The organism is Sphingomonas sp. J315, from assembly GCF_024666595.1.
Classification (GTDB): domain Bacteria; phylum Pseudomonadota; class Alphaproteobacteria; order Sphingomonadales; family Sphingomonadaceae; genus Sphingomonas.
Map to the genome: position 1 here is coordinate 1 of NZ_CP088296.1, position 25,051 is coordinate 25,051.

Sequence of the window (25,051 nt, forward strand, 5' to 3'; positions counted from 1 at the left end):
CTTGCGTCCGAAAAACTCGCGAAACGGGCCGACCAGCAACGTCTCCTGGAGCCACCCGCCGATGCTCTGGCGCGCCTTGTCACATCACCGCCTCGTGCAGCCCCGGCCCCGGCCCAGAACGCGGCGATGATCCCCGGCACGATGCACAGTCCGGTCAGACCATAAGCGGCCGCCCAGCCAAGGTTAGATCCCTCCGACGATGCAAGCGCGATCGTTCCCACGCCCGCCGCGAACGCGCCCAGCCTGTATCCGAACTGGTTGTTCGCGGTGCCGTGCGACAATTGCTCGTCAGGCAGGATTCGATGCGATAGGCGTCGATCACGATATCCTGCGTCGCCCCAGGAACGCCACGACGATCGCCCAGAAGGCGAACGGCCCCATATTGCCGTCGCGCGGATCGCTCACGCGCCCAGCATCCAGACCGCACCAAACAACAGCGCCATGATCAGGAACAGCCAGGCCCGCCGCTGCCCGAAAAGATCCCCGAGCAGGGGCAAGCGGATCCGATCGATCAGCGGCGCCCACAGGAATTTGAGCGTATAGGGGTCGTCAGCCCGGCCCCTGCGAAGCCGATCGCCTTCTTGTCGATCCCGACCTTCGCCAGCCAGAACGTCATCGTGCCGAGCAGCAGCACCGAAGCGGAAATCCGCTCGAAATCCCCAGCAGCAGCGCGGCGAGCTGGCGCGGCTTCACATAGGGCAGCATGACCTCGCCAATGCTGCGCTTGCGCGCCTCCACCCCTGCTTCCAATCCCCCGCGTCGCTCATCCAAATCCTCCCTAGGTCGGGCGACCCTAGCGACAAATTCGACGCTGCAAAGCCCGGCGAAGGATTGTGCGCGGCGGGCTGGAACAGGCGCAGGGCGGATGAATGCGCTTAGGGCTTTTCCTTCGGTCAGCGCCTCGCAAATGTCGATCGCGGCGATCAGGTCACGCTGCTTGTACGGCTTCGTCAGGCAGCCAAGACCGACCGCCTCGATCTCGTCGGGATTGCGGCCCGTGACGATCAGAACGGGGATATTCTCGGCGCAGGCGGCATGGGCGACATCCGCGCCGCTCCCATCGCTCAGGCCCAGATCGACCGGCACGATATCCGGCTTGTCCGGCGCAATGATGTACCCAATCGCCTCGCCTACCGATCGTTCTTGGCAACGACGGTAAAGCCTTCTTCCGACAGGAAATGTTCGGTGTCGAACGCCACCAGCGGCTCGTCCTCGACGATCAACACCCGAACGATCCGCCGCTTCTTCTTCCCGAACACGCTGCACCCACCCGAATGTTACGGTTGCCAAACGCATTGAACGCTTTCGGGTTCGTCCGCGCACACTAGAATTTTGCACCCCGGCCCAACCCGCTGTATCGCGTGCCAATGTCCCCCTCATCCACCAATGAACCTGAACGGCAACCAGCCAAATCCGGTGAGCGTATCGCCAAGCTGCTCGCCCGTGCCGGAATCGCGTCACGCCGCGAAATCGAACGCATGATCGCTGATGGCCGCATCGCGCTCGACGGTCGGGTCCTGACCACCCGCGCAACCATGCTGACCTCGCTCCCATAGCGTCACCGTCGATGGCAGCCCGGTTTGCCGCCCCCACCCCCCCACGCCTGTTCCCGCTTCCACAAGCCCGCCGGGCTGCTCACCACCGAACGCGACCCCGCCGGTCGCCCGACCATCTACAGCAAGCTGCCCAGGGGTTCCCCGGCTGATGCCGGTCGGCCCCGCCTCGATTCTCGCGACCGAGGGGCTCTGTTGCTATTGACCACCGATGGCGAGCTCAAGCGCTAGCTCGAACTCCCGCAACCGGGGTCGAGCGCAGCTATCGCGCTCGCGCCTATAGCCAGGTCAGCCAGGAGCAGCTGGAAGAGCTGATGTTGGGTGTCGAGATCGACGGCGTCCGCTGTGGCTCGATCAACGCCAATCTCGAACGCCGCACCGGCGCGAATGTGTGGATCGGTTGACCCTGACCTAGGGCAAGAACCGCGAAGTCCGCCGCGTCCTCGAACATCTCGGAGCTCAAGGTCAGTAGCCTGATCCGCACCCGCTACGGCCCCTTCCACCTCGGCAACATGCCCATCGGAGAGTGGACGAGATTCGCCAGCATGATCTGGTGGTGTTCCGCAACACGCTGACCGGACCCGACGGCGGCAAGGCGGCGTCCAGACCTGCAATTGTCGGGCAAGCCCAAGGCGGTGGACGCCGACCCAGAGGAAACGCCCGCTGCACCCACTGCCGCGCTCCCGACCAACCCGCCGAACGCCGCAAGATCGTCGCGCAGGCCCCCGCCAACGCTCGGGAGCCCGAGGCTTATAAACCCGCGCGTCCACAGCGCTCCGCAGCGGAAAAGAAAGGTCCCGAGAGTTCGGCGTGGCCCAGCGCCGCCGTCATCAGGCCAGGACCCAACGTCAATCAGCCCCGCCCCGTTCGGCGACGGCCAAGGGAAGGGCAGCGCCGACAACGGCCCGATGCAGCTGCAAGGTGCTCCACGGCCCCCGCGCCCGGACTCCTCCGGTCAGGGCCGCTCCCCCGAGGGAAGCCGTTCAACAAAACGCCCGCCGCGCGTCACGCCCAACATGACGACGACGCCGGCCCGTTGCTCGACCGGCCCAAGCGCGCCTACCGCCCCAATGACCGCCGCCCCGGTGCGGCTCCCGGCAACCGCCCGCCCGCGCCGGCAGGGGCGGACCGCCCAGAAGCCCCGCGCGGTACGCCCGCGCCCGGCAAGCAAGGCCCGCGCAAATGAGGATCATCGCCGGCACCTGGCGCGGCCGCCCGCTGGTCGCGCCCAAGGGCGACACCACCCGCCCCACCATAAGGCCGCACGCGTGGGAAGCTGTTTATCGATGCTCACCAGCCGCGTCGGCAGTTTCCAGGGGCTGGCCGTATCCGACCTGTTCGCCGGTTCGGTGCACTTGGCCTCGAGGCCCTGTCACGCGGTGCCGCGTCGTGCCTGTTCGTCGAACGGGACTGCGCCGCGCTCGACGCGCTGCGCACCAATGCCGAAAGCTCGGCATCCGTCCCGTTATCCGCGCCAGCTCGGTAATGGGGCTCGGCCCCGCACCCAAGCCGCTCGACCTGATCATGATGGACCCGCCCTATGGCACCGGCGCGGGATCTGTCGCGCTCGACAAGCTCGCCCGCCTCGGCTGGACCGGTCCCGCCACCTGGATCAGCATCGAAACCGCCAAGGCCGAAAGTGTCGACGTCGCCGGTTTCATCACCGATACGGAGCGGGTTCACGGCAAGGCCAAGCTGACGATCTTGCGGCCCGCCTAGGCTTTCGAGCGCATCGCCACCAGTGCCACAAGGCTCACCGCCGCAGCCCTGCTCAGATACCAGCCCACCGGGGCGAGCCCGTAGCTCATCGCCAGCTTCTGCGCGATCACCGGGGTCAGCCCGCCGCCGATCACTCCCGCCACGTTGAACGCCATTGACACGCCGGTATAGCGCACCCGCGCGGGAAACAGGTCGGTCAGCCATGCGCTGAGCGGCCCATAGACAAACCCCATCAGGAACAGGATCCCCGACAGGAACACCAGCACCCCGGCAATTCCGCCCGCCATCAGCGGCGCCATCACGAACCCCGCGCCGACCACCGCGACGCACCCGCCCGCAAGCACGCGGCGCGGGTCGAGCTTCGCGTCGGCCAGCCACGCGGCGAGATAGATGCCCAGCGCCATGAACAGGATCGCGACCAGCTGGCACCCCAGGAACGTCTGCATTGAATAGCCCAGCGTCTTGGTCCCCCAGCCGAGCAGGAACGCCGTCGCAACGTAATAGGCCGCAAAGCACGCGATCGCCTCCACCGTGCCCGCCAGCAACGTCGCGCCATGCTTTTCGATCAACTCGCCCAGCGGCACCCGCGGCGGCGGCGCTTCGGCGAGGCACGCCTTGAACTCGGGCGTCTCGCCCAGCTTGAGGCGCACCCACAGCCCGACCAGCACCAGTGCCGCCGACAGCGCAAACGGAATGCGCCAGCCCCATTCGGCGAACTGCGCCGGAGTCATCCAGCTCAACAGCAGCAGAAACAGCCCATTCGCGGCGATGAACCCAGCCGGCGTGCCCATCTGCGTGCGCACAGCCATAGCGTGCGCGCCAGCCCGGCGGCGCATTCTCCACCGCCAGCAACGCCGCCCCGCCCCATTCGCCACCCAGGCTGAACCCCTGCCCGAAGCGCAGCACGCACAAGGCCGGCGGCGCGACGACCCCTGCGGTCGCATAGGTCGGCAGGAACGCCACCAATGTCGTGGAAAGCCCCATCGTCAGCAGTGACGCGACCAGGGTCGCCTTGCGCCCGATCCGGTCGCCATAATGGCCAAACACCGCTGCACCCAATGGCCGCGCGAAAACGCCACGCCCAATGTCGCGAAGCTCAGCATCTGCTGAACCCCGGCATCGCTCTTGGGAAAGAAGATCTGCCCGAACACCAGCGCCGCGGCGGTCGCGTAGATATAGAAATCGTAGAACTCGATCCCCGTCCCCACGAAACTCGCCCACAGCGCGCGCCGTCGCCGCGTCCGGTCAGCGTCCATCCGTCCCCTCCCAAATTCAGCGCCCCCGGCGCCGCTTATTCTTCGCGTCCTCAAAGCATGTGGTGCGCGTCACCTGCACCACCTTGCCGTCCTTGTCCTTGATCTCGTTCCGCCCCTCGACGCACGGCTTTTGCTCAGGCTGCTGCTCCTGAAACCCGCCCGTGCGCCACCCGACATACAGCCCCACCAGCGCCAATGCCGCGATCAGCACCAGCCTGCGTCTGTCGAACCGCTTGCGATATTTCTCGAACATCGCGCATCCCTGCCTCACCTCCGCGCCGCCCGGCAACTCCCCACGCAATCGCGCTTGCCCCGATTCGCTCCGTTCCCTACCTGTTCGCAATGTCCGTACCCCAGCCTTCCGCCGACGATCCCCCTATCTGCGTGGCCTCAACGCGCCGCAGCGTGAAGCGGTGCTCACCGTCGACGGCCCCGTCCTCGTCCTCGCCGGCGCCGGCACGGGTACCGCCGCGCTCACCGCGCGCCTCGCCCACCTGCTCTGGACCCGCCGCGCCTATCCGTCGGAGATCCTGTCGGTCACCTTCACGAACAAGGCCGCGCGCGGATGCGGGAGCGCGTCCGCCACCATGTCGGCGACGCGGTCGAGGGGATGCCCTGGCTCAGGCACCTTTCACGCGATCGGCGCGAAGATGCTGCGCCGCCACGCCGAGCTGGTCGGGCTTGCAGAGCAACCTCACCATCCTCGACACCGACGACCAGCTGCGCCTGCTCAAGCAGCTCATCGTCGCCAACGACCTCGACGAAAAGCGCTGGCCCGCGGCGCCAGCTCGGCGGCCTGATCGACGGGTGGAAGAACAAGGGCCTGACCCCGACATGCTCGACGCGGGCGAGTCCGAGCATTTCGCCAACGGCGAAGGGCCAGTCGCTCTACCAGCAGTACCAGGACCGCCTGCGCGCGCTCAACGCCTGCGATTTCGGCGACCTGCTGCTCCACATGCTCACCATCCTGCGCACCCACCGCGACGTTGCAGCAATACCAACAGCGCTTCCGCTGCATCACGGTGGACGAGTATCAGGACACCAACAGCGTCCAGTATCTCTGGCTCCGCCTGCTCGCGCAGGAGCGCAAGAATATCTGCTGCGTCGGCGACGACGACCAGTCGATCTACAGCTGGCGCGGCGCGCAGGTCGAAAACATCCTGAAGTTCGAAAGGACTTCCCGGCGCCAAGGTCATCCGCCTCGAACAGAATTACCGCTCCACCCCCCATATCCTCGCCGCCGCCGGCGCGGTGATCGCCAACAATAGCGGCCGCCTCGGCAGGGAATTGTGGACCGAGATCGATGCGGGCGAAAGGTCCGCGTCATCGGCGTGTGGGACGGCCCGGAAGAAGCGCGCCGCGTCGGTGAGGACATCGAAAGCGCCCGCATCCGCACCGGCAAGAGCCTCGACGATTTCGCTATCCTCGTCCGGGCCCAGCACCAGACGCGCGAGTTCGAAGACCGCTTCATTGCCATCGGCCTGCCCTATCGCATCGTCGGCGGCTTCCGCTTCTACGAACGCGCCGAAATCCGCGACGCGCTCGCCTATCTCCGCCTCGTCCACCAGCCCGCCGACGACCTCGCCTTCGAACGCATCGTCAACGTCCCCAAGCGCGGCCTGGGCGACAAGGCGATCGCGAAGATCCACATGCTCGCCCGCGCCGAGGGCATCCCGCTCCTGACCGCCGCCGCGCGCATCCTCGACACCGACGAGCTGACGCCGCAGGCCCGCCGCGCGCTCGGCAGCTTCGTCGGCGACGTCGCCCGCTGGAGCCAGATGCTCCGCGCGCCCGTGCCCACGGAGGTGAGGCGCTGCCCGAAACCCGCATCGGCCAGCTGTCCCACACCGAACTCGCCCAGATCATCCTCGACGAAAGCGGCTACACCGCGATGTGGCAGGCGGACCGCACCGCCGAAGCCGCCGGGCCGCCTCGAAAACCTCTCAGAACTCGTCCGCGCGATGGAGGAGTATGAAACGCTCGGCGCGTTCCTCGAACATGTCAGCCTCGTCATGGATAACGAGAATAACGCCGACGAGCCCAAGGTCACGATCATGACCATCCACGCGGCCAAGGGGCTGGAATTCGACACCGTCTTCCTCGCCGGGTGGAGGAAGGCCTGTTTCCCAGCCAGCGCGCGCTCGACGAAGGCGGCCTCGCCAGCCTCGAGGAGGAACGCCGCCTCGCCTATGTCGCGATCACCCGCGCCCGCCGCCAGGCGACGATCCTCCACGCCGCCAACCGCCGCATCTACGGCCAATGGACCAGCTCCATCCCCAGCCGCTTCGTCGGCGAGCTACCCAAGGCGCATGTCGACGAGGAATCGACCCTATCCGGCGGCGCGAGCCTGTGGCGCGCCAACTGGAGCGAACACGCCGACCCTTCGCTGACGTAGGCCGAGGCACCGGGCCGCGGCCCCGGCTGGCAACGCGCCGCCGCCCCAGCTCCAGCTTCACCACCGCCCCCAAACGCGTCGTCGAAAACCGCGGTAGCGCGGTGAGCCTCGGCAACAAGGGCCGCGACGACCTCTCGCTCGGCATGCGCGTTTTCCATCAGAAATTCGGCTATGGCGAAATCGTCGAGATCGAAGGCAACAAGCTGGAGATCGAGTTCGAGGCCGCCGGGCGGAAGCGGGTGATGGATAGTTTTGTGAGTTTAGGGTGAACTATGCCCGAAGAACAGTATCTTGTCCGACCAGATTTATCCGCCCTGCCTTACCCTGATCCCGATAAATTCTACCAATTTTGGCGACATCCGTAGATTTGATAAGCCCCTTCTCTCGAAGACTGCGCAATAAGGCTTCAACTCTTTTTTAGGAAATGTGCCAGTCACATTGGATAGCCGTTCAAGCAGAAAGAAGCGCTGTGCAATATCCAGCGGCTTGCTCAGTTCATGTTGAGGAAAAAAATGCCTGATCGCAGCCGGAAGGCCAATAACACCTCGCTCATATCTCCAGAACAGAGATACAAATCTAGAATTGCGGACTTTGAGAACATCCTGTTGACCCAAGGCGCAATTATCCATTTCAACTATTTTACGCGATATAGGCCGCTCTATCGACTTGAGAAAATTAGATCGTACAAGTTGATGATGAATTGTCGATGCACCACTCCGAGTCCCATAACGCACTCTGCGATATAGAGCAGCAGCAGCAGCTTTGATACTGTTTCCATTATGCTCAAAGTGCCTCTTATCCTCGATGAAAACTAGCATCGCATGGTATTTTGTTAAATCGATTCCCAACCGACCCGCTTCGAAAACGGACAATCTCATGCGATACAGCACATGGCCAATTCGCTCCTTCAGACGAGAGCCAACCAGCCACGCTACCTTTCTACCAAGATAAAGCCGAGTATTCTCGTAATCTTCGCGGAGCGACCATCGATACAATGTGAGCAACAGCACTAATGTGAAGCTAGCCAACGCCGCCGCGACCTTCGTTTCTGAAACAAGCACCTGCCCCCCTAGGGTCGGGACTCATAACCACCATGTGACGGCTGCGGCGAGGTAGATGGCGCTGAGGAAGTTGGTGGCGAGCTTGTCGTAGCGGGTGGCGATGCGGCGATAATCCTTGAGGCGGCAGAACATGCGCTCGACGGCGTTGCGGCCCTTGTAGAGCGTCTTGGAGAAGCAGCTTTTCCAGCGGCGGTTCGTCTTGGAGGGGATGTTCGGAACGGCACCCTGCCGCTCGATCAGGTCGCGGATCGCATTGCTGTCGTAAGCCTTGTCCGCGAGCACGATGGTGCGCGGCGCGAGATCATCGAGCAACACATCGGCTGCGCGGCAGTCGGCGACCTGGCCACCGGTCAGCAGGAAGCGGAGCGGCCGACCTTCGCCGTCGGTGAGCGCGTGGAGCTTGCTGTTGCGGCCGCCCCGGCTGATCCCGATCGCCTGGACGAGCGCCCCCTTTTCCACCGCCCGCGGAGCGGTGCGCCTTCATATGCGTGCTGTCGATCAGGACCTCGGCGGGCGGCCCGCCTGCTGCCGCGAGCGTGACGAACAGCTCCTGCCACACACCCTTTGCCGCCCAGCGCACGAACCGGTTGTAGAGCGTCTTCCTCGGCCCGTAGCAGGCCGGCGCGTCGACCCAGCGCCCGCCCGACTTCACCACATGAATGATGCCGCTGATCACCCGCCGATCATCGACCCGCGCCACACCGCGCACCTTGTCCGGCAGCAGCGGACGCAGCCGCTCGAACTGGGCTTCACTCAACCAAAACTCGCTCAAATCCACGCTCCTGCTGGCGCAGCGCATGAATCACATCCCAGCCGCCAAGGGAATCCCGTTTATGGGTCCCGACCCTAGGGTCGGGACTCATAACCACCATGTGACGGCTGCGGCGAGGTAGATGGCGCTGAGGAAGTTGGTGGCGAGCTTGTCGTAGCGGGTGGCGATGCGGCGATAATCCTTGAGGCGGCAGAACATGCGCTCGACGGCGTTGCGGCCCTTGTAGAGCGTCTTGGAGGAAGCAGCTTTTCCAGCGGCGGTTCGTCTTGGAGGGGATGTTCGAACGGCACCCTGCCGCTCGATCAGGTCGCGGATCGCATTGCTGTCGTAAGCCTTGTCCGCGAGCACGATGGTGCGCGGCGCGAGATCATCGAGCAACACATCGGCTGCGCGGCAGTCGGCGACCTGGCCACCGGTCAGCAGGAAGCGGAGCGGCCGACCTTCGCCGTCGGTGAGCGCGTGGAGCTTGCTGTTGCGGCCGCCCCGGCTGATCCCGATCGCCTGGACGAGCGCCCCCTTTCCACCGCCCGCGGAGCGGTGCGCCTTCATATGCGTGCTGTCGATCAGGACCTCGGCGGGCGGCCCGCCTGCTGCCGCGAGCGTGACGAACAGCTCCTGCCACACACCCTTTGCCGCCCAGCGCACGAACCGGTTGTAGAGCGTCTTCCTCGGCCCGTAGCAGGCCGGCGCGTCGACCCAGCGCCCGCCCGACTTCACCACATGAATGATGCCGCTGATCACCCGCCGATCATCGACCCGCGCCACACCGCGCACCTTGTCCGGCAGCAGCGGACGCAGCCGCTCGAACTGGGCTTCACTCAACCAAAACTCGCTCAAATCCACGCTCCTGCTGGCGCAGCGCATGAATCACATCCCAGCCGCCAAGGGAATCCCGTTTATGGGTCCCGACCCTAGAAACCAAGTTGGACTACCAGGAAACGCTACGCGAAATGCGGTGAATACCACCCCCGCCCTGCCGCTGCCAACAACGCCACCGATAGGGTTGGAATTGCTTGTAGGGACGTCCAGCCAGGGAACATATGGATGGCAAAGGGCTCGTTCGCTCCCTCAAGTCGATCGGCTGGGAGCACTGTTTCAATGCTCCCATAATCCAATCCTAGGGTCGGGACTCATAACCACCATGTGACGGCTGCGGCGAGGTAGATGGCGCTGAGGAAGTTGGTGGCGAGCTTGTCGTAGCGGGTGGCGATGCGGCGATAATCCTTGAGGCGGCAGAACATGCGCTCGACGGCGTTGCGGCCCTTGTAGAGCGTCTTGGAGAAGCAGCTTTTCCAGCGGCGGTTCGTCTTGGAGGGGATGTTCGGAACGGCACCCTGCCGCTCGATCAGGTCGCGGATCGCATTGCTGTCGTAAGCCTTGTCCGCGAGCACGATGGTGCGCGGCGCGAGATCATCGAGCAACACATCGGCTGCGCGGCAGTCGGCGACCTGGCCACCGGTCAGCAGGAAGCGGAGCGGCCGACCTTCGCCGTCGGTGAGCGCGTGGAGCTTGCTGTTGCGGCCGCCCCGGCTGATCCCGATCGCCTGGACGAGCGCCCCCTTTTCCACCGCCCGCGGAGCGGTGCGCCTTCATATGCGTGCTGTCGATCAGGACCTCGGCGGGCGGCCCGCCTGCTGCCGCGAGCGTGACGAACAGCTCCTGCCACACACCCTTTGCCGCCCAGCGCACGAACCGGTTGTAGAGCGTCTTCCTCGGCCCGTAGCAGGCCGGCGCGTCGACCCAGCGCCCGCCCGACTTCACCACATGAATGATGCCGCTGATCACCCGCCGATCATCGACCCGCGCCACACCGCGCACCTTGTCCGGCAGCAGCGGACGCAGCCGCTCGAACTGGGCTTCACTCAACCAAAACTCGCTCAAATCCACGCTCCTGCTGGCGCAGCGCATGAATCACATCCCAGCCGCCAAGGGAATCCCGTTTATGGGTCCCGACCCTAACAGGCGCCTGAGCACGATTATCTTCCGTGCGGCATAGACTGCCGACCGCTGCAAAAGCGCGAAATATCGCACCGTGATACTTGAAACGGTCAGAAGCATCAGTGAGATCACAATCTCGGCGTTGGTGCCTAACTTAGTCGCCATGTTTTGTAGGCTGGCCAAATTTCCCGTAGATCCCACAATAGTGATCAAGGTTCCGCTGAAAAACAGCGCAAGCCCTGCCGCAGCGGTGAGGCTTCTCTGGTCGGCTTGTAGTGCCGTGGCGGCGAGTTCATATTCTTTGATCCCAACCTCAGCACGATCATTGTCGAGCTTATAGGTTGGGAAGTATTGTTGCGCGGCTTGCAAGTGCGACGGACCCATGGATGCACTGTGGCGCGCATCTATTCACGTAGCAAGGTGACACGAGCGAACGGAACAAGCGCTTGCCGTTTATCGGCACGCCATAGCCCCCTCGACAACCGATGTGGACAAACCACAAACAAACCCCTTTCCGGCGTCTATCCCCTTTGGACATGTAGGAGCAAATGTAGTAACGCACCACCATGCCGGAAGCGAGTCGGCGTGATGGGGGAGGTATGCGTCCAGCGATCATTACAGGCCTGTCGTCGGTGGCCTTCGCCATTGGCGGGTGGGTATTGCCGATGAGATACCCGAACCTTCAACCTTGGGTGGCGGATGCTCTATTGTGGGCCGCCGCCGCCATGCTTTTTATAGCTGTTATTTTGTGGCTCTGGGGACTTCGAAAGCCGAATTCATCGCCGACGATGCCAGGGTCTTCCGGCCCCAACTCGCCGATCATAACCGGAAATGATAATACTCTCGCTATCGGCGAAGGAGCGAGGATCATGGGCGACGACAATCGCAAGGGCAACTTTGCCGGCAATAACTTTGGCACGCAAAATTATCACGAAGCGCCGCCGCAGCGAAGTGTCGGATCTACGTTCGCTCAAATGTTGGCATCTGCTCCCGCGCCCGTCCCCGTCCGAACCCGGTCATTTGGCACAGAACACGAAAAGAAGGTGCTCGAATCGTCGATTAACGCGGCGTTTCAGGAGCTAGGGTTCGAGGCTGGTTCGCAGGGTATGTTTGGAGGCGGCGAGACCTTTGTTGGCGTTCGTGTGAACCCCGCAGAGAACCAGCAATCAATAGATTTTGCCACAGTCATCGCGAACGCGCTGTCCGCATCGGGCCTTGAAGGCGTCGACCTGAGGGCCGGCAATCCAGCATGGTCGACCCAAAGTTTCGTGCGTATTGAGATTGGAGAGAATGGTGCCTGACAACCCCAACACCCGCTTCGACCGCCTCCTAGACGCGATGGCCCACGGTCACGCGCCTGTTACCGGGCGAAAGAAAACATCAGACGATCAAGCATCAGGTGAGGCGTCTGACGCATGTTCCAGCGATACTCGAACTCGCCCAGATACTTCGGAAGGTGACGACCGCTGACGTGAATATGCGTGCCGTTGATGCCGCGCTTTAGCTGCGCCCAAAAGCCCTCGATTGCGTTCACGGTCGCGCCGGTCTTGCGGCAAACATACTGGTCAAGCGAGTGGTTCACGGTGGCGTGCTGATAGCCCATCGTGCCAACGCCGCCATAGCCCAGCCAATCGTCGGTATGGACCTTGCTGGGGCGCTTCACGGTCGCGCGGATGATCGGAAGCAGGGTGCCGCTCTTGCGGTCGGGAACAACGTGCGTGACCAGATCGCCGCCATGCTCAAGCATCCCGAACACGACCGTCTTGTTTGACGCGCCAGCATCGCGCTTGTCCTTGGCGCTCTGATAGCCACCGATGAACGTTTCATCGACTTGGACCGTGCGGCCTAGACCGCCAATCGGGGCGCTGCCGTCAACCGCGCCCATGTATTCGCGGATCATGTGGCACATGCGCCATGCCGTCTTGTAGGTCACTCCCAGCTGACGCTCGACTTCCTTCGCCGCGACACCGTTCCGCGATGCGCAGAACTGGAACATGACGAAGAACCAGTCCCGCAGCGGGGTGCGGGTGCGGTCGAACGGCGTGCCAGCGGTCGGATAGACCTGATAGGCGCACCACTGACACTGATACGAACGGCGAGCCTTTACGCGGGTGAACTTCGCGGGGCGGTCGCAACCGGGGCAAGCGAAGTCGGTGCCGTAGCGAACCTGAAACAGGTGATCCAGGCACGCATCTTCGGTCGGGAAGCGGTCCTGAAACTGACGGAGCGTTGGGGCTTTGTTCGACATAGGGATTGTATGCCACAAAGCCTTACATGTCGCAAGGGGATAAGCGCCCCCTTTCCTACAAGCCCCATCCCAGCACATAAACTGGTGGATGAACGACTCACCCACCCCGCCCGCCGCGTCTGACGAGGATGAAGCCATCCTCGCCTTCACGCCCGCCCCCAATTGTGGCCGCGCCGATGGCTGGACTGCGCGCCGACAAACCGACTTCATCCACGCCCTCGCCGTCATGGGCACCGTCACCCGCGCCTGCAAAGCGGTCGGGATGAGCCGCCAGACAGCCTACAAATTGCGCGAGCGGCCCGAGGCGGCCGACTTCGCCCGCGCGTGGGATGCGGCACTAATGATGGGCTATGACCGCATGTTCAGCATGGCGATGGACCGCGCGCTCAATGGCGTCACCCGCCGCGTTACTATCGCGGGCGTGAGATCGGCACGATCACCCGCCCCGATTTCCGCATGGCGATGGCGGCGCTCGCCGAACCTCCCAAACCGCCGCAGCGCCATCGCAAACTGACAGAATGAAGCGCGTTGCGCGGAACTTCGTCAGTTTCGCGACGCCGCGACGCCCCGCTCCACGCGCACCGCGCCGACCGCCCACAACGCCCACGCGATAATCAACGGCTGCGCCAGCAACCGCGGCACATGATACCACGCCGACAGCCCCGTCCCGCTCCCGCCCAGCCACGCCAGGTCGATCATCGCGTGCTTCACATTGGCCGGCCACACGCACAGCGCATAGAGCGCCAGCGCCCAACCCGCCGCCAGCCGCCACCGCCGGGTGATCAGCGCGGCGGCACAGATCAGTTCTGCCGCGCCGGTAGTCAGCACCCACTCGCGCGCGTCCCACGGCACCCATGCCGGCACGATCCGCGCCATCGCATCGGTGAACAGGAAATGCGCCACCCCTGCCGTCGCATAGAAGATCGCGAGCAGCCACCGCCCGATCCGCCGCCCCCGCGTCTCCGGCAGCTCCGCCATCGCCTACAGCTTGGCGGCGGCTTCGATGATCGGCACGAACTTCGCGGCGGTCAGGCTCGCCCCGCCGACCAGCGCGCCGTCGACATTGTCCACCGCCAGGATCTCGCCTGCATTCGAACCCGTAACCGACCCGCCATACAGGATACGAATACCCTCGGCCTTCTCCGTCCCGACCATCATGCCCAGCTTGGCGCGGGCGATGGCGTGGATCAGCTCGATTTCCTCCAGCGTCGGGGTCCGCCCGGTCCCGATCGCCCAGCGCGGTTCATAGGCCAGCGTGAACCAGCTGCCGTCGGCATCCTCGGGCACCGATTTCTCGATCTGCGCCTGCACCACCCGCTCGGCGCGACCGGCATTGCGTTCCGCCTCGGTCTCCCCAACGCAGAGGATTACGTTCAGGCCATGGCGATGCGCCGCCGCCGCCTTGGCCCAGGCGTCGTGGCTGGTCTCGTTCTGGTCCGCCCGCCGCTCGCTATGCCCGACGATGGTCAGCGTGGCGCCGGCATCCTTCAGCATCGGGGCAGAGATGCATCCGGTATGCGCACCGCTGTCATTCTCATGACAATCCTGCCCGCCGATCGGCATGCCGCCTGCCACTGCCACTGCCCGGGCGATCAGCGTCGCCGGTGGGCACAAGGCGACATCAACGCCGGAATGGGCAGCCGCCGCTTCGGCAATCGCCGCCACTTCGCCCAACGAATCGGTGACGCCGTTCATCTTCCAGTTGCCCGCCACCAGCTTGCGCCGCATCCCGCTTCCCCTGTTGTCCATTATCGGACAAGCCCGATAGGCGGCGATCCCACGCCGCACAAGCATCTTGCCCGCCACCGCTGCCGTTGTCGCTTGATGCCAATGCCCCTGCCCCCTAAAGCGAGGCCAATCTTTCCCATTTCAGCGGGTTTCCATGCTCACCAACTTCCGCCGCGTCATTTTCTCGACCCCCGGCAAGATCGTTGCCCTGCTGCTGCTGGTGGCGCTCGGCGTCGGCTTTGCGATGATGGACGTCCAGAGATCTTGGCGTCGGCGGCCCGTCGTCCAGCGGCCCGCTGGTTCAGGTTGGCAACAAGAAGCTGACGCAGCAGGAGCTTCAGGACCGCCTCCGCAACGCATTGGAGCGGGTGCGGCAGCAACAGCCGATGCTCGACATGGCGCAGTTCGTCCGTACCGGCGGGTTCGAACAAGTGCTGAACCAGGTCATCGACGGTATGGCGCTGGAGGAATATGCGACGCAGCAGGGCATGGCGGTGTCCCCCGCCGCAATCGACGGCCAGATCGCGTCGATCCCCGCCTTTCAGGGCTTCGACGGCAAGTTCAGCCAGCAGCGCTTCGACCAGCTCCTGGCGGAACAGCGGCTGACCGCAGAGCAGGTGCGGGCCGATATCCGTCGCGAAACGCTGGTTCAGTGGCTCATCAGCCCGATCGCGAACCCCGGCCCGGTTCCGGTCGAACTCGCGCTGCCCTATGCCTCGCTGATGCTGGAGCGGCGCAAGGGTTCGGTCGGCTATGTCCCAATCGGCGCGATTGCCCCCGGCAACCCGCCGACCGACGCCGAACTTCAGGCATATTACCAGAAGAACTCGGGCCGCTACACGCTGCCCGAACGCCGCGTGGTGCGCTACGCCGTGGTCGATCCCGCCCAGTTTGCGGAAAGCGCCAAAGCGACCGAGGCGGAGATCGCCGCCGAATACCGGAAGAATGCTGCGCAATATGCCGCCAGCACCCGCCGCAACCTTGCCCAGATCATCGTTGCCGACGAAAACGCCGCGAAGGGCATCGCTGCAAAGGTGAAGGGCGGCGCGTCGATGGTCGATGCCGCCAAGGCTGCTGGCCTGCAGGCATCGACCATCCCGAATGCCGAGAAGGCAGCCTTTGCCCGCGCCAGCAGCACCGCGATCGCGGACGCCGCCTTTGCCGGGGCTCAGGGCACTGTGGTCGGCCCGCTCCGCTCGCCGCTCGGCTGGCATATCGTCCGGGTCGAGGGGATCGAGCAGGTCGCGGGCAAGTCGCTGGACTCGGTCCGGGGCGAACTCGCAGAAGCGATCACCAAGACGAAGCTGGAGACCGCGCTGGCCGATCTGCGCGCCAAGATCGATGGCGAGATCGCCGACAATTCGACCTTTGACGAGCTCGTCGCCAGTTCAAAGCTGACCGCGCAGACCAGCGCGCCGCTGTTCGCCGATGGGCGCGCGGCCGTCGCCGACGAAGCCGCACCCGATCCCATGCTCGCGCAGATCGCCCAGGCCGGCTTCAGCATGGAGCCGAGCGACGACCCCCAGCTGATCCCGGTCGGCACCGATGGCGGCTTTGCGCTGGTCAAGACCGACAAGGTCGTCGCTGCGGCACCCCGCCCGCTCGCCGAAATCCGCCCAGGCGTCGCCGACGACCTGGTCCGCAGCCGCCAGCTCGACGGCGCGCGCAAGGCCGCCAACGCGATCCTTGCCAAGGTGAGCAAGGGCATGCCGCTCGCCCAGGCGATGCAGGAAAGCGGGCTGAAGCTGCCTCCGGTCGAAGCACTCGACGCCTCGCGCGGACAGCTGTCGCAGATGGGCGATCAGCTCCCCCGCCCGTCCGCCTGATGTTCAGCATGGCCGAAAAGAGGGCCAAGACCGTCCCGGCACCTCAAGGCGGCGGCTACTGGATCGTCTGGCTCGACGATATCGAGGAAGGCAATGCCAAGGGCAACGCCGCGCTGATCGGCCAGACCCGGGGCGGCCTCGCCCAGCTGATCGGCAACGAATATGTCGAACAGTTCGCCGCTGCGGCGCGCAAGGCGGTGAAGGTCAAGCGCAACGAAGCCGCCATCGCCGCACTCAAGGCGCAGCTGAGCGGCCAGGCAACCGGCGGCAATTGATCCGATGCGCGGCGGGATTGAGGGCCTCGACGCCGCCCGCGCGGCGCTGGCCGATGGCCGCCCGGCCCTGGTCTGGCGGAAACAGCTGGCGGACACCGATACCCCGGTCGCCGCCGCGCTCAGGCTGATCGAACCGGGCCGCGGCGACTTCCTGCTGGAATCGGTAGAGGGCGGCGCGGTGCGCGGTCGCCACAGCCTGCTTGGACTCGCTCCCGATCTGGTGTTTCGCGCACATGGCGAAGCGGCGGAGGTCAATCCGCACTGGCTGACCGACCGCGACGCATTCAGCGCCGCCGAAGCCCCGACGCTCGATGCCCTGCGCGCCCTCGTCCAGTCGTGCCGGATGGACGTGCCGCCGGAACTGCCCCGCGCCCTCGCCTGCCTGGTCGGCTATTTCGGTTACGACACGATCGGGCTGGTCGAAACCCTACCCCGCGCCGCGAACGACGCACTGGGTCTGCCCGACATGATCTTCGTGCGACCGACGGTGATCCTGATCTTTGACCGGCTGGCGGATTCGCTGTTTGTGGTGGCGCCGGTCTGGCCCGGTCGCGACCCCGAACGGCTGATCGAGGAAGCCGCCGACCGGATCGAGGCGACCGCCGCGCGGCTCGCCTCCGCCCCGCTTCCGCCGCGCGCCGCGACCGATCCGATGGATATCGTGCCCCAGCCGGTGGTGCCCGCCGCCGACTATGCGGCGATGGTCACCCGCGCCAAGGAGTACATCACCGCCGGCGACATATTTCAGGTCGTCCTTGCCCAGCGCTTCACTGCGCCGTTCGCGCTGCCGCCGATCGAGCTGTACCGCGCGCTGCGCCGGATCAACCCGTCGCCCTTCCTCTATTTCCTCGATCTGCCCGGCTTCGCGCTGACCGGGTCGAGCCCCGAAATCCTCGTCCGCGTCCGCGATGACGAGGTGACGATCCGCCCGATCGCTGGCACCCGTCCCCGCGGCAAGGACGCCGCGGAGGACGAAGCGAACAGAACCAGCCTGCTCGCCGACGCAAAGGAGCGCGCCGAACACCTGATGCTGCTCGACCTGGGTCGCAACGATGTCGGCCGCGTCGCAGAAGCTGGATCGGTCAAGGTCACCGACAGCTACACCGTCGAATTCTACAGCCATGTCATGCACATCGTGTCGAACGTGGTGGGTAAATTGCGCCTCGACGCCGATGCGCTCGACGCGTTGTTCGCGGGCTTCCCCGCCGGAACCGTCAGCGGCGCGCCCAAGGTTCGCGCGTGCGAGATCATCGCCGAACTGGAGCGCGACCAGCGCGGACCCTATGCCGGGGGCGTCGGCTATTTCTCGCCCGACGGCTCAATGGACAGCTGTATCGTCCTGCGCACCGCGATCGTGAAGGACGGGACCATGCACGTCACCGCTGGCGCGGGTATCGTCGCTGACAGCGATCCGGCCTATGAACAGCGGGAATGCGAGGCGAAGGCAGGTGCGCTGTTCGCTGCGGCGCGGGAAGCAACCGCACGTTCCGGCGAAGCCAGGTTCGGCCAATAAGGCTCAGTCCTCGCCGCCCGGGATAGCTGCCTCTTCGGCCTTCTTCGCCCGCTGCTCGGCCTTCCATTGCTGGAGCATGCGGATGGTGCACCCGCTCTGGCCATAGCTGCCGATCGGGTTGCAGCTTCCCGGCAGCACCGCACGGTTAACCTCGTCGATCAGCTCGGCGCGGCGCACCCAACTCGTGCCCTCCGGTCCCGGCTCGGTCTTACGTAGCGCCTTGGGGATCCGGAACGGCGAATCGCCCGGTCGCGCGCAAATCACGACCTCATCGGGACTCTCCGGCTTGGGACAGCTCTCATCGCCATATAGCAGGACGCTGCGCACCTTCTGCGGCGGCGCACCGGCCCCGGCGGATTCCCCCTCCTGCGCCAGCACGGGAGCAGCGGCCAGCATTGCGATCAGGAAGGGACGGATCATACAGGTCTCCACAGGTCCGCTTCCTCTATCGCACATACGCAGATGAAGCACGGCTGAACTGTATCAGCCGTGAAGTGCGGCATTTACCCCTGTGGGGTGAAAATTGCGCTTGCCATTATTTACCCACAGGGGGTAAGGGCGGCGCATGACGACACTTGCCGGTTCCAAAATCCGTCGCTTCCGCGAGGAACGCTCCATGTCCCGCGCCGCGTTCGGCGCGTGGTTCGATACGCCCGGATCGACGGTTCAGGGCTGGGAAGAGGACGGCAAGCGCGCGTCTCCGGCGGTGCTCAACCAGATCGCGGCGAACGGCATCGCGCATCATCAGGACTGGTACGTCCATGTCCGCAACCTGGAGCAGGCGATGGACTGGACACCCGACAGCTGGACCCGGGCCGAAGCGCGTCAGCTTCCGGTTTACCCCGACGCCGCTGCACTGACCGCCGCGACCGACACCCTGTCCAGCTTTCCCCCGCTGGTCTTCGCGGGCGAGGCGCGCGCACTGACCCAGGAGCTTGCCCGCGTATCGCGCGGCGAGGCGTTCCTGTTGCAGGGTGGCGACTGCGCCGAAAGCTTCGCCGAGTTCCACCCGAACAATATCCGCGATACGTTTCGCGTCATTCTCCAGATGGCGGTGGTTCTCACCTTTGCGTCGAAACTCCCGACGGTGAAGCTCGGCCGCATGGCGGGGCAGTTCGCCAAGCCGCGTTCGGCCGATACCGAGACGATCGATGGCGTGGAACTGCCCAGCTATCGCGGCGACATCGTCAACGACATCGCCTTCACCCCCGAAGCGCGCATTCCCGACCCCCAGAGGCTGATCCGCGGCTATACCCAGTCGGCGGCGACGCTGAACCTGCTGCGCGCCTTCGCCAGCGGCGGCTATGCGAACCTCCATCAGGTCCACAAATGGACGCTCGACTTCATGGGCCGCAGCCCCTGGGCCGACAAATTCGCCGACGTCGCCGACCGCATCGGCGAAGCGCTCGATTTCATGGAGGCGTGCGGGATCAACCCCGATACCGTGCCCCAGCTGAAGCGCACCGATTTCTACACCAGCCACGAGGCGCTGCTCCTGCCCTATGAGCAGGCGCTGACCCGGCAGGACAGCCTCACCGGCGACTGGTACGACACCAGCGCGCATTTCCTGTGGATCGGCGACCGCACGCGCTTCGAGAATTCGGCGCATGTCGAATTCCTCCGCGGCATCGGCAATCCAATCGGGATGAAGTGCGGGCCGAGCCTTGAGCCGGACGCGCTGCTGCGCCTGCTCGACACGCTCAACCCGACCCGCACGCCGGGGCGGATGACGCTGATCACCCGATACGGCCATGACAAGATCGAGAGCGGCCTGCCCGCGCTGGTTCGCGCGGTGAAGCGTGAGGGGCATCCGGTCGTGTGGAGCTGTGACCCGATGCACGGCAACGTCATCAAGGCGGCCAACGGCTACAAGACGCGCCCGTTCGAGCGCATTCTGGCCGAAGTACGCGGCTTCTTTGCCGTGCATCGCGCCGAAGGGACCTATGCCGGCGGAATCCATGCCGAGATGACCGGACAGAACGTCACCGAATGCACCGGCGGCATGATCGACATCGGCGAGCATGACCTTGCAGACCGCTACCACACCCATTGCGACCCGCGACTCAATGCCGGTCAGAGCCTGGAGCTGGCGTTCCTCCTCGCCGAAATGCTCAATGAGGAGATGGCGGAGCGGCGCAAGGCGGCGTGAGCGGCGGCTCTATTGCCAGTTCCCCAACAGAACGAACGGCGCCCAGTAGAATGGGTGGGCGTAGCCGGTGACAGCTGGTCCAGTCGGCTGGTCAGGCCCGGCGCGACCCGCGCCCCGATCGGCGCCCGCCTCTCCCTGAGCAGTCATCAGTGCGATCTGCGCCTGGCGCAGCGCCTCCGCCTTGCTCGTACCGCCCTTGGCATGGATCGCGTAGAAGCGCTGCATCAACACTGCGGTGGATTCGTCCGCCACCGACCAAAGCGAGGCCAGCACCGCCGACGCGCCGGCCTTTTGCGCCAGTTCGGCTAGGCTCGCATCGACCTCCGACCCGTTCTGACTGCTGCCTGGCACGCCGGTCTGGCACGCCGACAGCGCGAGCAGGTCGACGTCGATCGCGGTGAAACTGCCGTCCTTGATGAATTCGGTCAGCGGCAACTCCTTGCCCGTGCCGAGCAGCAGGAACGACTTGTCGGCGCTCGCGGGATCGAGCGCGAAGTGCGACGCGATATGGATCACGCGATAGCCGCCGGCCATTGCGGTGCCGAGCGCGGTTCGGTCGAATGCCGCGTCGAGCTTCACGACACCCGGCAACACACCGGTCGTCGTGCCATCGGCACGGACAATACCGGACAGTTCGGCGGGAACGGCGGGTAATGGACTGAGCCCCGCCCCACCCTGGCTCGCCCCCAGCGCGGCGACACGCCATGATTTCGCGTCGGAGGGGCCGGTCTGCACCTCATCGATCGATCGGAAGGCGCTGAACGCATAGCGTTTCGCCAGCCAGTCCTTGCCGTCGTGCAGTGCCGCCATCGGCAGATAGCGCAACGCATCGTCGAGCGAGAGCATGACCCGGCTGATCCCGGCGGCGCGCAGCGCTCTGTCCACCGGCTCGAACATCGATCTGTACAGCTTCGACGCGGGATCGGTGATGAACACCGCCTTGTCGCTGATCGCCTGACGATACAGGCCGATATCCTTGCGCACCGCGGTAGTGTCGACGTGCACGACAATCGTCTTCTGGAAATTGGCTGTGGTCAGCAGCCAATGAATCCTGTCGGGCAGCACGACGGCGTGCAGCGCGGCGACGTCCTTCCCCAATCGCCGGACGGTTGAAATGAGGCGGGGCTGGATCGACGCGACGCGATCCGCTTTTGCTGCCTGATCCTGCGTCACGGCAGCATCCAGCCCGGCGACGACATCGGCCAGTTCGCCCAGTTCGCCACGGAACGCTGTCTGCGCCGCCCCCAGAGCCGTCGTCGCCGCAGCCAGCTTCTGCTGCTGCTCCGGGCTTAGCGCCCCCTTCTGCTGAAGCGCGATCAACCGGTCACGCGCGGCTCCGGCCTCTGCGAGCGCGGTCGTCGCGGCTTCGAACGCTGCGATGCTCTGTGTCTGCTTGGCATCGAGCGGCATCTGCTCGAAGGCTTCGCCCTCTCGCCGCCGGTCGCGAGTATAGTTGTAGCTCTCGAAATCCTTGAGCATCGCCAGCACATGCTCGGCCTCACCGAACCGCCCCATCTCCATGAAGATGCCGGCGAGGTAGCGATAGCGGTCCTGATGCACGCGGATGAAGCATTCGCGGATCGACGGATCGAGGTCGGCGATCCGCTTGCGCGCGTCCTGCAATTTGTTGACCGCGACCTTGGCGAAGAACAGCGCCGCCTCGCGCCGTCCGCCGCCACTCGCCTCCTTGGCCGCGCTCGACCAGTGGCACGAAGATTCGATCAGCGCGAAATAATTGTCGCGGCTGCCGAACCGGTTGGTCAGCGCGGCTTCCTTGATCGCCAGCGAACGGACCTTGGTCGCGAGATACCGGTCCATCTCTCCGAAGAGGAGATAATGTTCCTCGAGCCCGCGAAACCCTTCGAACACCGCGAATTCGGAGCCATTCTCGACCGCGGCGTCGAGTTCCTTCTTGAGCGTCGCCTCACGCGCCGCGAATGTCGGTTCAGGCGCAATGCCCTCGGTTTCTGGGCCGATCGGCAGCGGGGTAAAGCCCTCGATCTTCACCAGACACTTGATCGTGGCCTGAATTCCGCACGCTTCCTGCCATTTTTTCGCGTCGTCGCTGCCACGCCGTACCGCTTCGGCGAGCCACAAGCGGGTCTGTTTGATGTCGGGCTTCATCCCCCAGCCAAGCGCAGACGCGCGCACCATCGCCACCGCGCCGCCGCTCCAGCCCGAGCCTGCCGCGTGCTTGAACCAGCGCAGCGCCATGTCCGGGTCTTTCGCTACGCCGGAGCCGTGGAGATACGCCTCTCCGAGCGCCACTCGCGCGCTGTAATCACCGCAATGCACCGCCCAGCGCAGCAAGCGGATCGCTTCCTTCGGATTGGCTTTGGTACCGTCGCCGGCCAGGTACATCCGCGCGAGCAGCACGGCATTGGCAAAGCTTGCCGACGCCGCGCGCTGCATCCATTCGAACGCCTGCGCAGCGTCACGTTGCGGCGCTCCTGCCAGTTCCGCTTCGGTAAACTCCAGATCGCCCTTGTAATAGAGCGCCAGGCTCAGTGCCGCATAGCCCTCCCCCTGCGATAGGCATCCTCCCACGCCCGCACCGCCTTGACCGCGCTCTTGTCGACGCCGAACCCCTTGGAGTGGAGATAGCCGATCGCCCGCTGCGCATCGGCCGATCCGCGCTCGGCGGCGATCACGAACCACTTCATCGCTGCGGCAGATCCCCCTTGCCGTCGTCGAGCAACCGCCACGCATATTTGGCAGCCGCCTCATTCATCCCGAGATTCGCAAGCGCGGCAAAGGTCGGAATATGCGACGCATCGCCGTTGAAGTTGAACATGTACGGCGTATCGAACTGCGCGAGAAAGACTGTGCGCCGCTCCTCGGGCAATGCCTTGAACTCATCGGTTTCGGCGTAGCGGACGAGTTCGCGCTGCGCTGCCTCCTGCAACCGAAGATCCATCATCAGCTTGAGCTGATATTCCTTGGCCACCGACGGGTCGCTCGCCGCCTTGGCATATTGCACCGCCAACCCGAATTGCTGCTTCGCCAGCTTGCCCGACTGCTAGGGCCTTGGCAACGTCGGTCAGCACCTTGGGGTCGGTCAACGCAGCGACCTTCGCGCGCCAGGCGGCACTATCAATTTCGAGCCGGGCTGCGTCGATCATCGGTCCAGGGTGCGCCAATGCCGCGAGCGCCCAGCCCTCGCCCTTCTCTGCGCGCTCGATCAGTATTTTCAGTGCGTAGGCACGCTCGGCCTCGCCGGGATTGTCGCGCAACACCGTTTCGACCAGCGGCCGCGCGGTATCGGCGACATCGGCGGCAACGGCCTTCTCATAATATTTGCGCGCCGATTTGAGGTCCATCGGCACCGCCTTGCCCTCGGCCAACGCGTCGGCGGCAAAGGCAGCATCCTCGGGATCGTCGGTCTCGGCGAGCTTGTGATACCATCTGATCGCGGCGGGATTGTCGCTCGGGACGCCGGTGAACTCGCTCGACGCGAGCCCGAGCGCCAATTTCCGCATGCCGGCCCCGTTCCCGGCCTCTGCCGCCTTGCGGTACCATTCGCGCCCTGCAAGCTCGTCGCGCGGCATCCCCCGCCCGTTGGTTGTCATGTCGCCCAGTTCGACCATCGCGTCGGAATCATCGGCATCCGCCGCCTTGCGGTACCAGGCGATCGCCATCTGGGTGTCGCGCTCCAGGCCGATCCCGTCGCGATAATAGGTGCCCAGCCGCCGCATCGCGCCGGTCTGCCCACGATCGACCGCCAGACGCATATAGTCCGCAGCGCCCTTTTCGTCCTTGGCGCCGCCCTTGCCGACCTGAAGCAGGATCGCGTAATTCTCCGCGCCCCAACCCGATCCGCGATCGGCACCGAGCTTGTAGAGCCGCCGCGCCTCAACCGGATCCTTCGGGCCGTCAAGACCCATCTCCGCCATATAGCCGAGCGCCACGATGGCGTCGGCCTCTCCCAGCTCCATCGCCCGCTGATACCATTTGCGGGCGAGCGCCAGATCCTTGGTCACTCCGCTGGTCCCGAACCGGTAGTGATCCGCCAGCGCCTTCGCCGCGCCATCATGGCCAAGGTCGGCGGCACGAACATAGGTGGCGATCGCCGCCTCGACATTCTTCGGCGTGCCGGTGCCATTCAGATAATATTCCGCCAACCGCCCCAGCAGCCAGATGTTGCGCCCCCCTCTCCCCCGACTTGGCCAGCGCGAAGGCGCGAGCCGGGTCGTTGGGCACGCCATTGCCGGTCTCATACATCGACGCGAGCGTGTTCACTGCCTGAAGACTGCCCGCCGCCGCCGCACGTTCGATCAGGCTCAGCGCCGCCTTGCTATCCCCGGCCTTGCTGAAGGCACGGCCGAGATTGGCCATGACTGCAGCGTCGCGCGGATGCGCCTCCAGCGCGCGGCGACACAGTTCGATCGCGCGCTCGGCGACCATGTCGTCGAACTGCACGCCAGTCTTGTCATCAGGGGTGGGCAGCCGCGCTTCCTGCGCGCACGCCCTGCGCAAATCGCCGTCACGCGCCTCTGCATGACCGCAGATCAACGCCGCGATCGAGACGCCGGTGCCAAAGAGGATGCCGCGTGCCATGGATCCGCCTCCACCCTCTTATCCCCCAGTGGGAGATGCCGTGACAAGCCTTTCAATTCAG

The 25,051-nt window shown here is 65.1% G+C and carries 26 protein-coding genes and 6 pseudogenes; 12 read left to right on the top strand and 20 right to left on the bottom strand.

The features are described 5' to 3' along the window. The 4 genes and pseudogenes from LRS08_RS00005 to LRS08_RS00020 form a co-directional block, all read right to left on the bottom strand. Positions 1 to 281 (bottom strand): annotated as a pseudogene (locus tag LRS08_RS00005) (hypothetical protein); the annotation flags it as partial. A gap of 230 nt (positions 282 to 511) precedes the next feature. Continuing rightward, entirely contained in the window at positions 512 to 634 is a 123-nt protein-coding gene (locus LRS08_RS00010; protein ID WP_260481166.1) for a hypothetical protein, read from the bottom strand. Further along, on the bottom strand, positions 613 to 1,086 hold the full coding sequence (locus LRS08_RS00015) for a hypothetical protein (protein ID WP_260481167.1): 474 nt from the start codon (positions 1,084 to 1,086) through the stop codon (positions 613 to 615). Before LRS08_RS00015 ends, LRS08_RS00010 begins: the two co-directional genes overlap by 22 nt. A 44-nt stretch (positions 1,087 to 1,130) precedes the next feature. Then, positions 1,131 to 1,259, bottom strand: a complete 129-nt coding sequence (locus tag LRS08_RS00020; protein WP_260481168.1) for a hypothetical protein — start codon at positions 1,257 to 1,259, stop codon at positions 1,131 to 1,133. A 108-nt stretch (positions 1,260 to 1,367) separates the two neighbouring features. On the opposite strand from LRS08_RS00020, the gene LRS08_RS19960 reads away from it, so the two are divergent. Next, the gene (locus LRS08_RS19960; RefSeq protein ID WP_312026635.1) at positions 1,368 to 1,556 is read left to right on the top strand and encodes a S4 domain-containing protein; all 189 of its coding nucleotides are present in this window, start codon (positions 1,368 to 1,370) and stop codon (positions 1,554 to 1,556) included. A gap of 1,179 nt (positions 1,557 to 2,735) precedes the next feature. After that, positions 2,736 to 3,272, top strand: a pseudogene (locus tag LRS08_RS00030) (RsmD family RNA methyltransferase). Here LRS08_RS00030 and LRS08_RS00035 read toward each other — a convergent pair. Next, positions 3,269 to 4,528, bottom strand: a pseudogene (locus LRS08_RS00035) (MFS transporter). The pseudogenes LRS08_RS00030 and LRS08_RS00035 overlap by 4 nt on opposite strands. 16 nt (positions 4,529 to 4,544) lie before the next feature. Continuing rightward, complete coding sequence (locus tag LRS08_RS00040) at positions 4,545 to 4,781, bottom strand: hypothetical protein (protein ID WP_260481169.1); 237 nt, start codon at positions 4,779 to 4,781, stop codon at positions 4,545 to 4,547. 160 nt (positions 4,782 to 4,941) lie between these two features. Here LRS08_RS00040 and LRS08_RS00045 point away from each other — a divergent pair, with 160 nt between their 5' ends. The 3 genes and pseudogenes from LRS08_RS00045 to LRS08_RS00055 all read left to right on the top strand — a co-directional run. Then, on the top strand, positions 4,942 to 5,328 hold the full coding sequence (locus tag LRS08_RS00045; RefSeq protein ID WP_260481170.1) for a UvrD-helicase domain-containing protein: 387 nt from the start codon (positions 4,942 to 4,944) through the stop codon (positions 5,326 to 5,328). After that, positions 5,328 to 5,796 (top strand): annotated as a pseudogene (locus LRS08_RS00050) (UvrD-helicase domain-containing protein). Before LRS08_RS00045 ends, LRS08_RS00050 begins: the two are co-directional and overlap by 1 nt. A 63-nt stretch (positions 5,797 to 5,859) precedes the next feature. Continuing rightward, a pseudogene (locus LRS08_RS00055) lies at positions 5,860 to 7,186 on the top strand (3'-5' exonuclease); the annotation flags it as partial. 42 nt (positions 7,187 to 7,228) lie between these two features. Here the strand turns inward: LRS08_RS00055 and LRS08_RS00065 are convergent. From LRS08_RS00065 to LRS08_RS00085, 5 genes are all read right to left on the bottom strand, one after another. Further along, entirely contained in the window at positions 7,229 to 7,984 is a 756-nt protein-coding gene (locus LRS08_RS00065; protein WP_260481172.1) for a transglycosylase domain-containing protein, read from the bottom strand. Positions 7,985 to 8,005: 21 nt separating this feature from the next. Further along, positions 8,006 to 8,783, bottom strand: a protein-coding gene (locus tag LRS08_RS00070) for an IS5 family transposase (protein ID WP_374579991.1) whose coding sequence is annotated in 2 segments (ribosomal slippage) — positions 8,006 to 8,423 and positions 8,422 to 8,783 — 780 coding nt in all. Because the reading frame shifts where the segments join, the coding sequence is not laid out codon by codon here. A 60-nt stretch (positions 8,784 to 8,843) separates the two neighbouring features. Continuing rightward, entirely contained in the window at positions 8,844 to 9,620 is a 777-nt protein-coding gene (locus LRS08_RS00075) for an IS5 family transposase (protein ID WP_409456268.1), read from the bottom strand. Between the two features lie 266 nt (positions 9,621 to 9,886). Next, positions 9,887 to 10,664, bottom strand: a protein-coding gene (locus tag LRS08_RS00080) for an IS5 family transposase (RefSeq protein WP_374579991.1) whose coding sequence is annotated in 2 segments (ribosomal slippage) — positions 9,887 to 10,304 and positions 10,303 to 10,664 — 780 coding nt in all. Because the reading frame shifts where the segments join, the coding sequence is not laid out codon by codon here. A 3-nt stretch (positions 10,665 to 10,667) separates the two neighbouring features. Continuing rightward, on the bottom strand, positions 10,668 to 11,078 hold the full coding sequence (locus LRS08_RS00085; protein WP_257845576.1) for a hypothetical protein: 411 nt from the start codon (positions 11,076 to 11,078) through the stop codon (positions 10,668 to 10,670). 215 nt (positions 11,079 to 11,293) lie between these two features. Between LRS08_RS00085 and LRS08_RS00090 the strand changes: the two genes are divergently transcribed. Beyond that, the gene (locus LRS08_RS00090; RefSeq protein ID WP_257845575.1) at positions 11,294 to 11,995 is read left to right on the top strand and encodes a hypothetical protein; all 702 of its coding nucleotides are present in this window, start codon (positions 11,294 to 11,296) and stop codon (positions 11,993 to 11,995) included. A 59-nt stretch (positions 11,996 to 12,054) separates the two neighbouring features. Here the strand turns inward: LRS08_RS00090 and LRS08_RS00095 are convergent, their stop codons facing one another. Next, a complete protein-coding gene (locus LRS08_RS00095) occupies positions 12,055 to 12,942 on the bottom strand; it encodes an IS1595 family transposase (RefSeq protein ID WP_257845574.1) in 888 nt (295 codons plus the stop codon). 88 nt (positions 12,943 to 13,030) lie between these two features. Between LRS08_RS00095 and LRS08_RS00100 the strand changes: the two genes are divergently transcribed. Next, positions 13,031 to 13,456, top strand: a complete 426-nt coding sequence (locus LRS08_RS00100; protein ID WP_257845573.1) for a hypothetical protein — start codon at positions 13,031 to 13,033, stop codon at positions 13,454 to 13,456. A gap of 29 nt (positions 13,457 to 13,485) precedes the next feature. Here the strand turns inward: LRS08_RS00100 and LRS08_RS00105 are convergent, their stop codons facing one another. Then, positions 13,486 to 13,920: a hypothetical protein gene (locus tag LRS08_RS00105; protein ID WP_257845572.1), complete on the bottom strand. Its 435-nt coding sequence runs from the start codon at positions 13,918 to 13,920 to the stop codon at positions 13,486 to 13,488. Positions 13,921 to 13,923: 3 nt separating this feature from the next. Continuing rightward, entirely contained in the window at positions 13,924 to 14,670 is a 747-nt protein-coding gene (tpiA, locus tag LRS08_RS00110; protein ID WP_257845571.1) for a triose-phosphate isomerase, read from the bottom strand. A gap of 281 nt (positions 14,671 to 14,951) precedes the next feature. On the opposite strand from tpiA, the pseudogene LRS08_RS00115 reads away from it, so the two are divergent. The 4 genes and pseudogenes from LRS08_RS00115 to LRS08_RS00130 all read left to right on the top strand — a co-directional run. Beyond that, positions 14,952 to 15,314 (top strand): annotated as a pseudogene (locus LRS08_RS00115) (SurA N-terminal domain-containing protein); the annotation flags it as partial. Between the two features lie 78 nt (positions 15,315 to 15,392). Beyond that, a complete protein-coding gene (locus LRS08_RS00120) occupies positions 15,393 to 16,496 on the top strand; it encodes a peptidyl-prolyl cis-trans isomerase (RefSeq protein WP_260481707.1) in 1,104 nt (367 codons plus the stop codon). Positions 16,497 to 16,504: 8 nt separating this feature from the next. After that, entirely contained in the window at positions 16,505 to 16,771 is a 267-nt protein-coding gene (locus tag LRS08_RS00125; protein WP_260481159.1) for a hypothetical protein, read from the top strand. Between the two features lie 4 nt (positions 16,772 to 16,775). Next, on the top strand, positions 16,776 to 18,284 hold the full coding sequence (locus tag LRS08_RS00130; protein WP_257845568.1) for an anthranilate synthase component I family protein: 1,509 nt from the start codon (positions 16,776 to 16,778) through the stop codon (positions 18,282 to 18,284). 3 nt (positions 18,285 to 18,287) lie between these two features. Here the strand turns inward: LRS08_RS00130 and LRS08_RS00135 are convergent, their stop codons facing one another. After that, complete coding sequence (locus LRS08_RS00135; RefSeq protein WP_257845567.1) at positions 18,288 to 18,704, bottom strand: hypothetical protein; 417 nt, start codon at positions 18,702 to 18,704, stop codon at positions 18,288 to 18,290. Between the two features lie 145 nt (positions 18,705 to 18,849). Between LRS08_RS00135 and LRS08_RS00140 the strand changes: the two genes are divergently transcribed. Continuing rightward, a complete protein-coding gene (locus LRS08_RS00140; protein ID WP_257845566.1) occupies positions 18,850 to 20,433 on the top strand; it encodes a class II 3-deoxy-7-phosphoheptulonate synthase in 1,584 nt (527 codons plus the stop codon). 9 nt (positions 20,434 to 20,442) lie between these two features. Here LRS08_RS00140 and LRS08_RS00145 read toward each other — a convergent pair whose 3' ends face one another. Genes LRS08_RS00145 through LRS08_RS00165 form a run of 5 tightly spaced genes read right to left on the bottom strand, consistent with a single transcriptional unit; the run spans position 20,443 to position 24,990 of the window. Beyond that, positions 20,443 to 22,980 (bottom strand): CHAT domain-containing protein, encoded by a 2,538-nt coding sequence (locus LRS08_RS00145; protein ID WP_260481160.1) that lies wholly within the window; start codon positions 22,978 to 22,980, stop codon positions 20,443 to 20,445. Continuing rightward, on the bottom strand, positions 22,938 to 23,096 hold the full coding sequence (locus LRS08_RS00150; protein WP_260481174.1) for a hypothetical protein: 159 nt from the start codon (positions 23,094 to 23,096) through the stop codon (positions 22,938 to 22,940). The genes LRS08_RS00145 and LRS08_RS00150 overlap by 43 nt, the downstream gene beginning before the upstream one ends. Continuing rightward, entirely contained in the window at positions 23,093 to 23,338 is a 246-nt protein-coding gene (locus tag LRS08_RS00155) for a hypothetical protein (RefSeq protein WP_260481175.1), read from the bottom strand. The genes LRS08_RS00150 and LRS08_RS00155 overlap by 4 nt, the downstream gene beginning before the upstream one ends. Then, entirely contained in the window at positions 23,289 to 24,554 is a 1,266-nt protein-coding gene (locus LRS08_RS00160) for a tetratricopeptide repeat protein (protein ID WP_260481176.1), read from the bottom strand. The genes LRS08_RS00155 and LRS08_RS00160 overlap by 50 nt, the downstream gene beginning before the upstream one ends. Then, the gene (locus tag LRS08_RS00165; protein ID WP_260481162.1) at positions 24,463 to 24,990 is read right to left on the bottom strand and encodes a tetratricopeptide repeat protein; all 528 of its coding nucleotides are present in this window, start codon (positions 24,988 to 24,990) and stop codon (positions 24,463 to 24,465) included. The genes LRS08_RS00160 and LRS08_RS00165 overlap by 92 nt, the downstream gene beginning before the upstream one ends. Between the last annotated feature and the right edge of the window lie 61 nt (positions 24,991 to 25,051).

Bases quoted from the DNA above. Each gene is read 5' to 3' on its own strand.
- LRS08_RS00095 (WP_257845574.1), bottom strand. From the start codon at position 12,942: ATGTCGAACAAAGCCCCAACGCTCCGTCAGTTTCAGGACCGCTTCCCG.
- LRS08_RS00090 (WP_257845575.1), top strand. From the start codon at position 11,294: ATGCGTCCAGCGATCATTACAGGCCTGTCGTCGGTGGCCTTCGCCATT.
- LRS08_RS00105 (WP_257845572.1), bottom strand. From the start codon at position 13,920: ATGGCGGAGCTGCCGGAGACGCGGGGGCGGCGGATCGGGCGGTGGCTG.
- LRS08_RS19960 (WP_312026635.1), top strand. From the start codon at position 1,368: ATGTCCCCCTCATCCACCAATGAACCTGAACGGCAACCAGCCAAATCC.
- LRS08_RS00120 (WP_260481707.1), top strand. From the start codon at position 15,393: ATGCTGGAGCGGCGCAAGGGTTCGGTCGGCTATGTCCCAATCGGCGCG.
- LRS08_RS00130 (WP_257845568.1), top strand. From the start codon at position 16,776: ATGCGCGGCGGGATTGAGGGCCTCGACGCCGCCCGCGCGGCGCTGGCC.
- LRS08_RS00150 (WP_260481174.1), bottom strand. From the start codon at position 23,096: ATGAAGTGGTTCGTGATCGCCGCCGAGCGCGGATCGGCCGATGCGCAG.
- LRS08_RS00040 (WP_260481169.1), bottom strand. From the start codon at position 4,781: ATGTTCGAGAAATATCGCAAGCGGTTCGACAGACGCAGGCTGGTGCTG.
- LRS08_RS00165 (WP_260481162.1), bottom strand. From the start codon at position 24,990: ATGGCACGCGGCATCCTCTTTGGCACCGGCGTCTCGATCGCGGCGTTG.
- LRS08_RS00100 (WP_257845573.1), top strand. From the start codon at position 13,031: ATGAACGACTCACCCACCCCGCCCGCCGCGTCTGACGAGGATGAAGCC.
- LRS08_RS00085 (WP_257845576.1), bottom strand. From the start codon at position 11,078: ATGGGTCCGTCGCACTTGCAAGCCGCGCAACAATACTTCCCAACCTAT.
- LRS08_RS00140 (WP_257845566.1), top strand. From the start codon at position 18,850: ATGACGACACTTGCCGGTTCCAAAATCCGTCGCTTCCGCGAGGAACGC.
- LRS08_RS00125 (WP_260481159.1), top strand. From the start codon at position 16,505: ATGGCCGAAAAGAGGGCCAAGACCGTCCCGGCACCTCAAGGCGGCGGC.
- LRS08_RS00135 (WP_257845567.1), bottom strand. From the start codon at position 18,704: ATGATCCGTCCCTTCCTGATCGCAATGCTGGCCGCTGCTCCCGTGCTG.
- LRS08_RS00075 (WP_409456268.1), bottom strand. From the start codon at position 9,620: ATGCGCTGCGCCAGCAGGAGCGTGGATTTGAGCGAGTTTTGGTTGAGT.
- tpiA (WP_257845571.1), bottom strand. From the start codon at position 14,670: ATGCGGCGCAAGCTGGTGGCGGGCAACTGGAAGATGAACGGCGTCACC.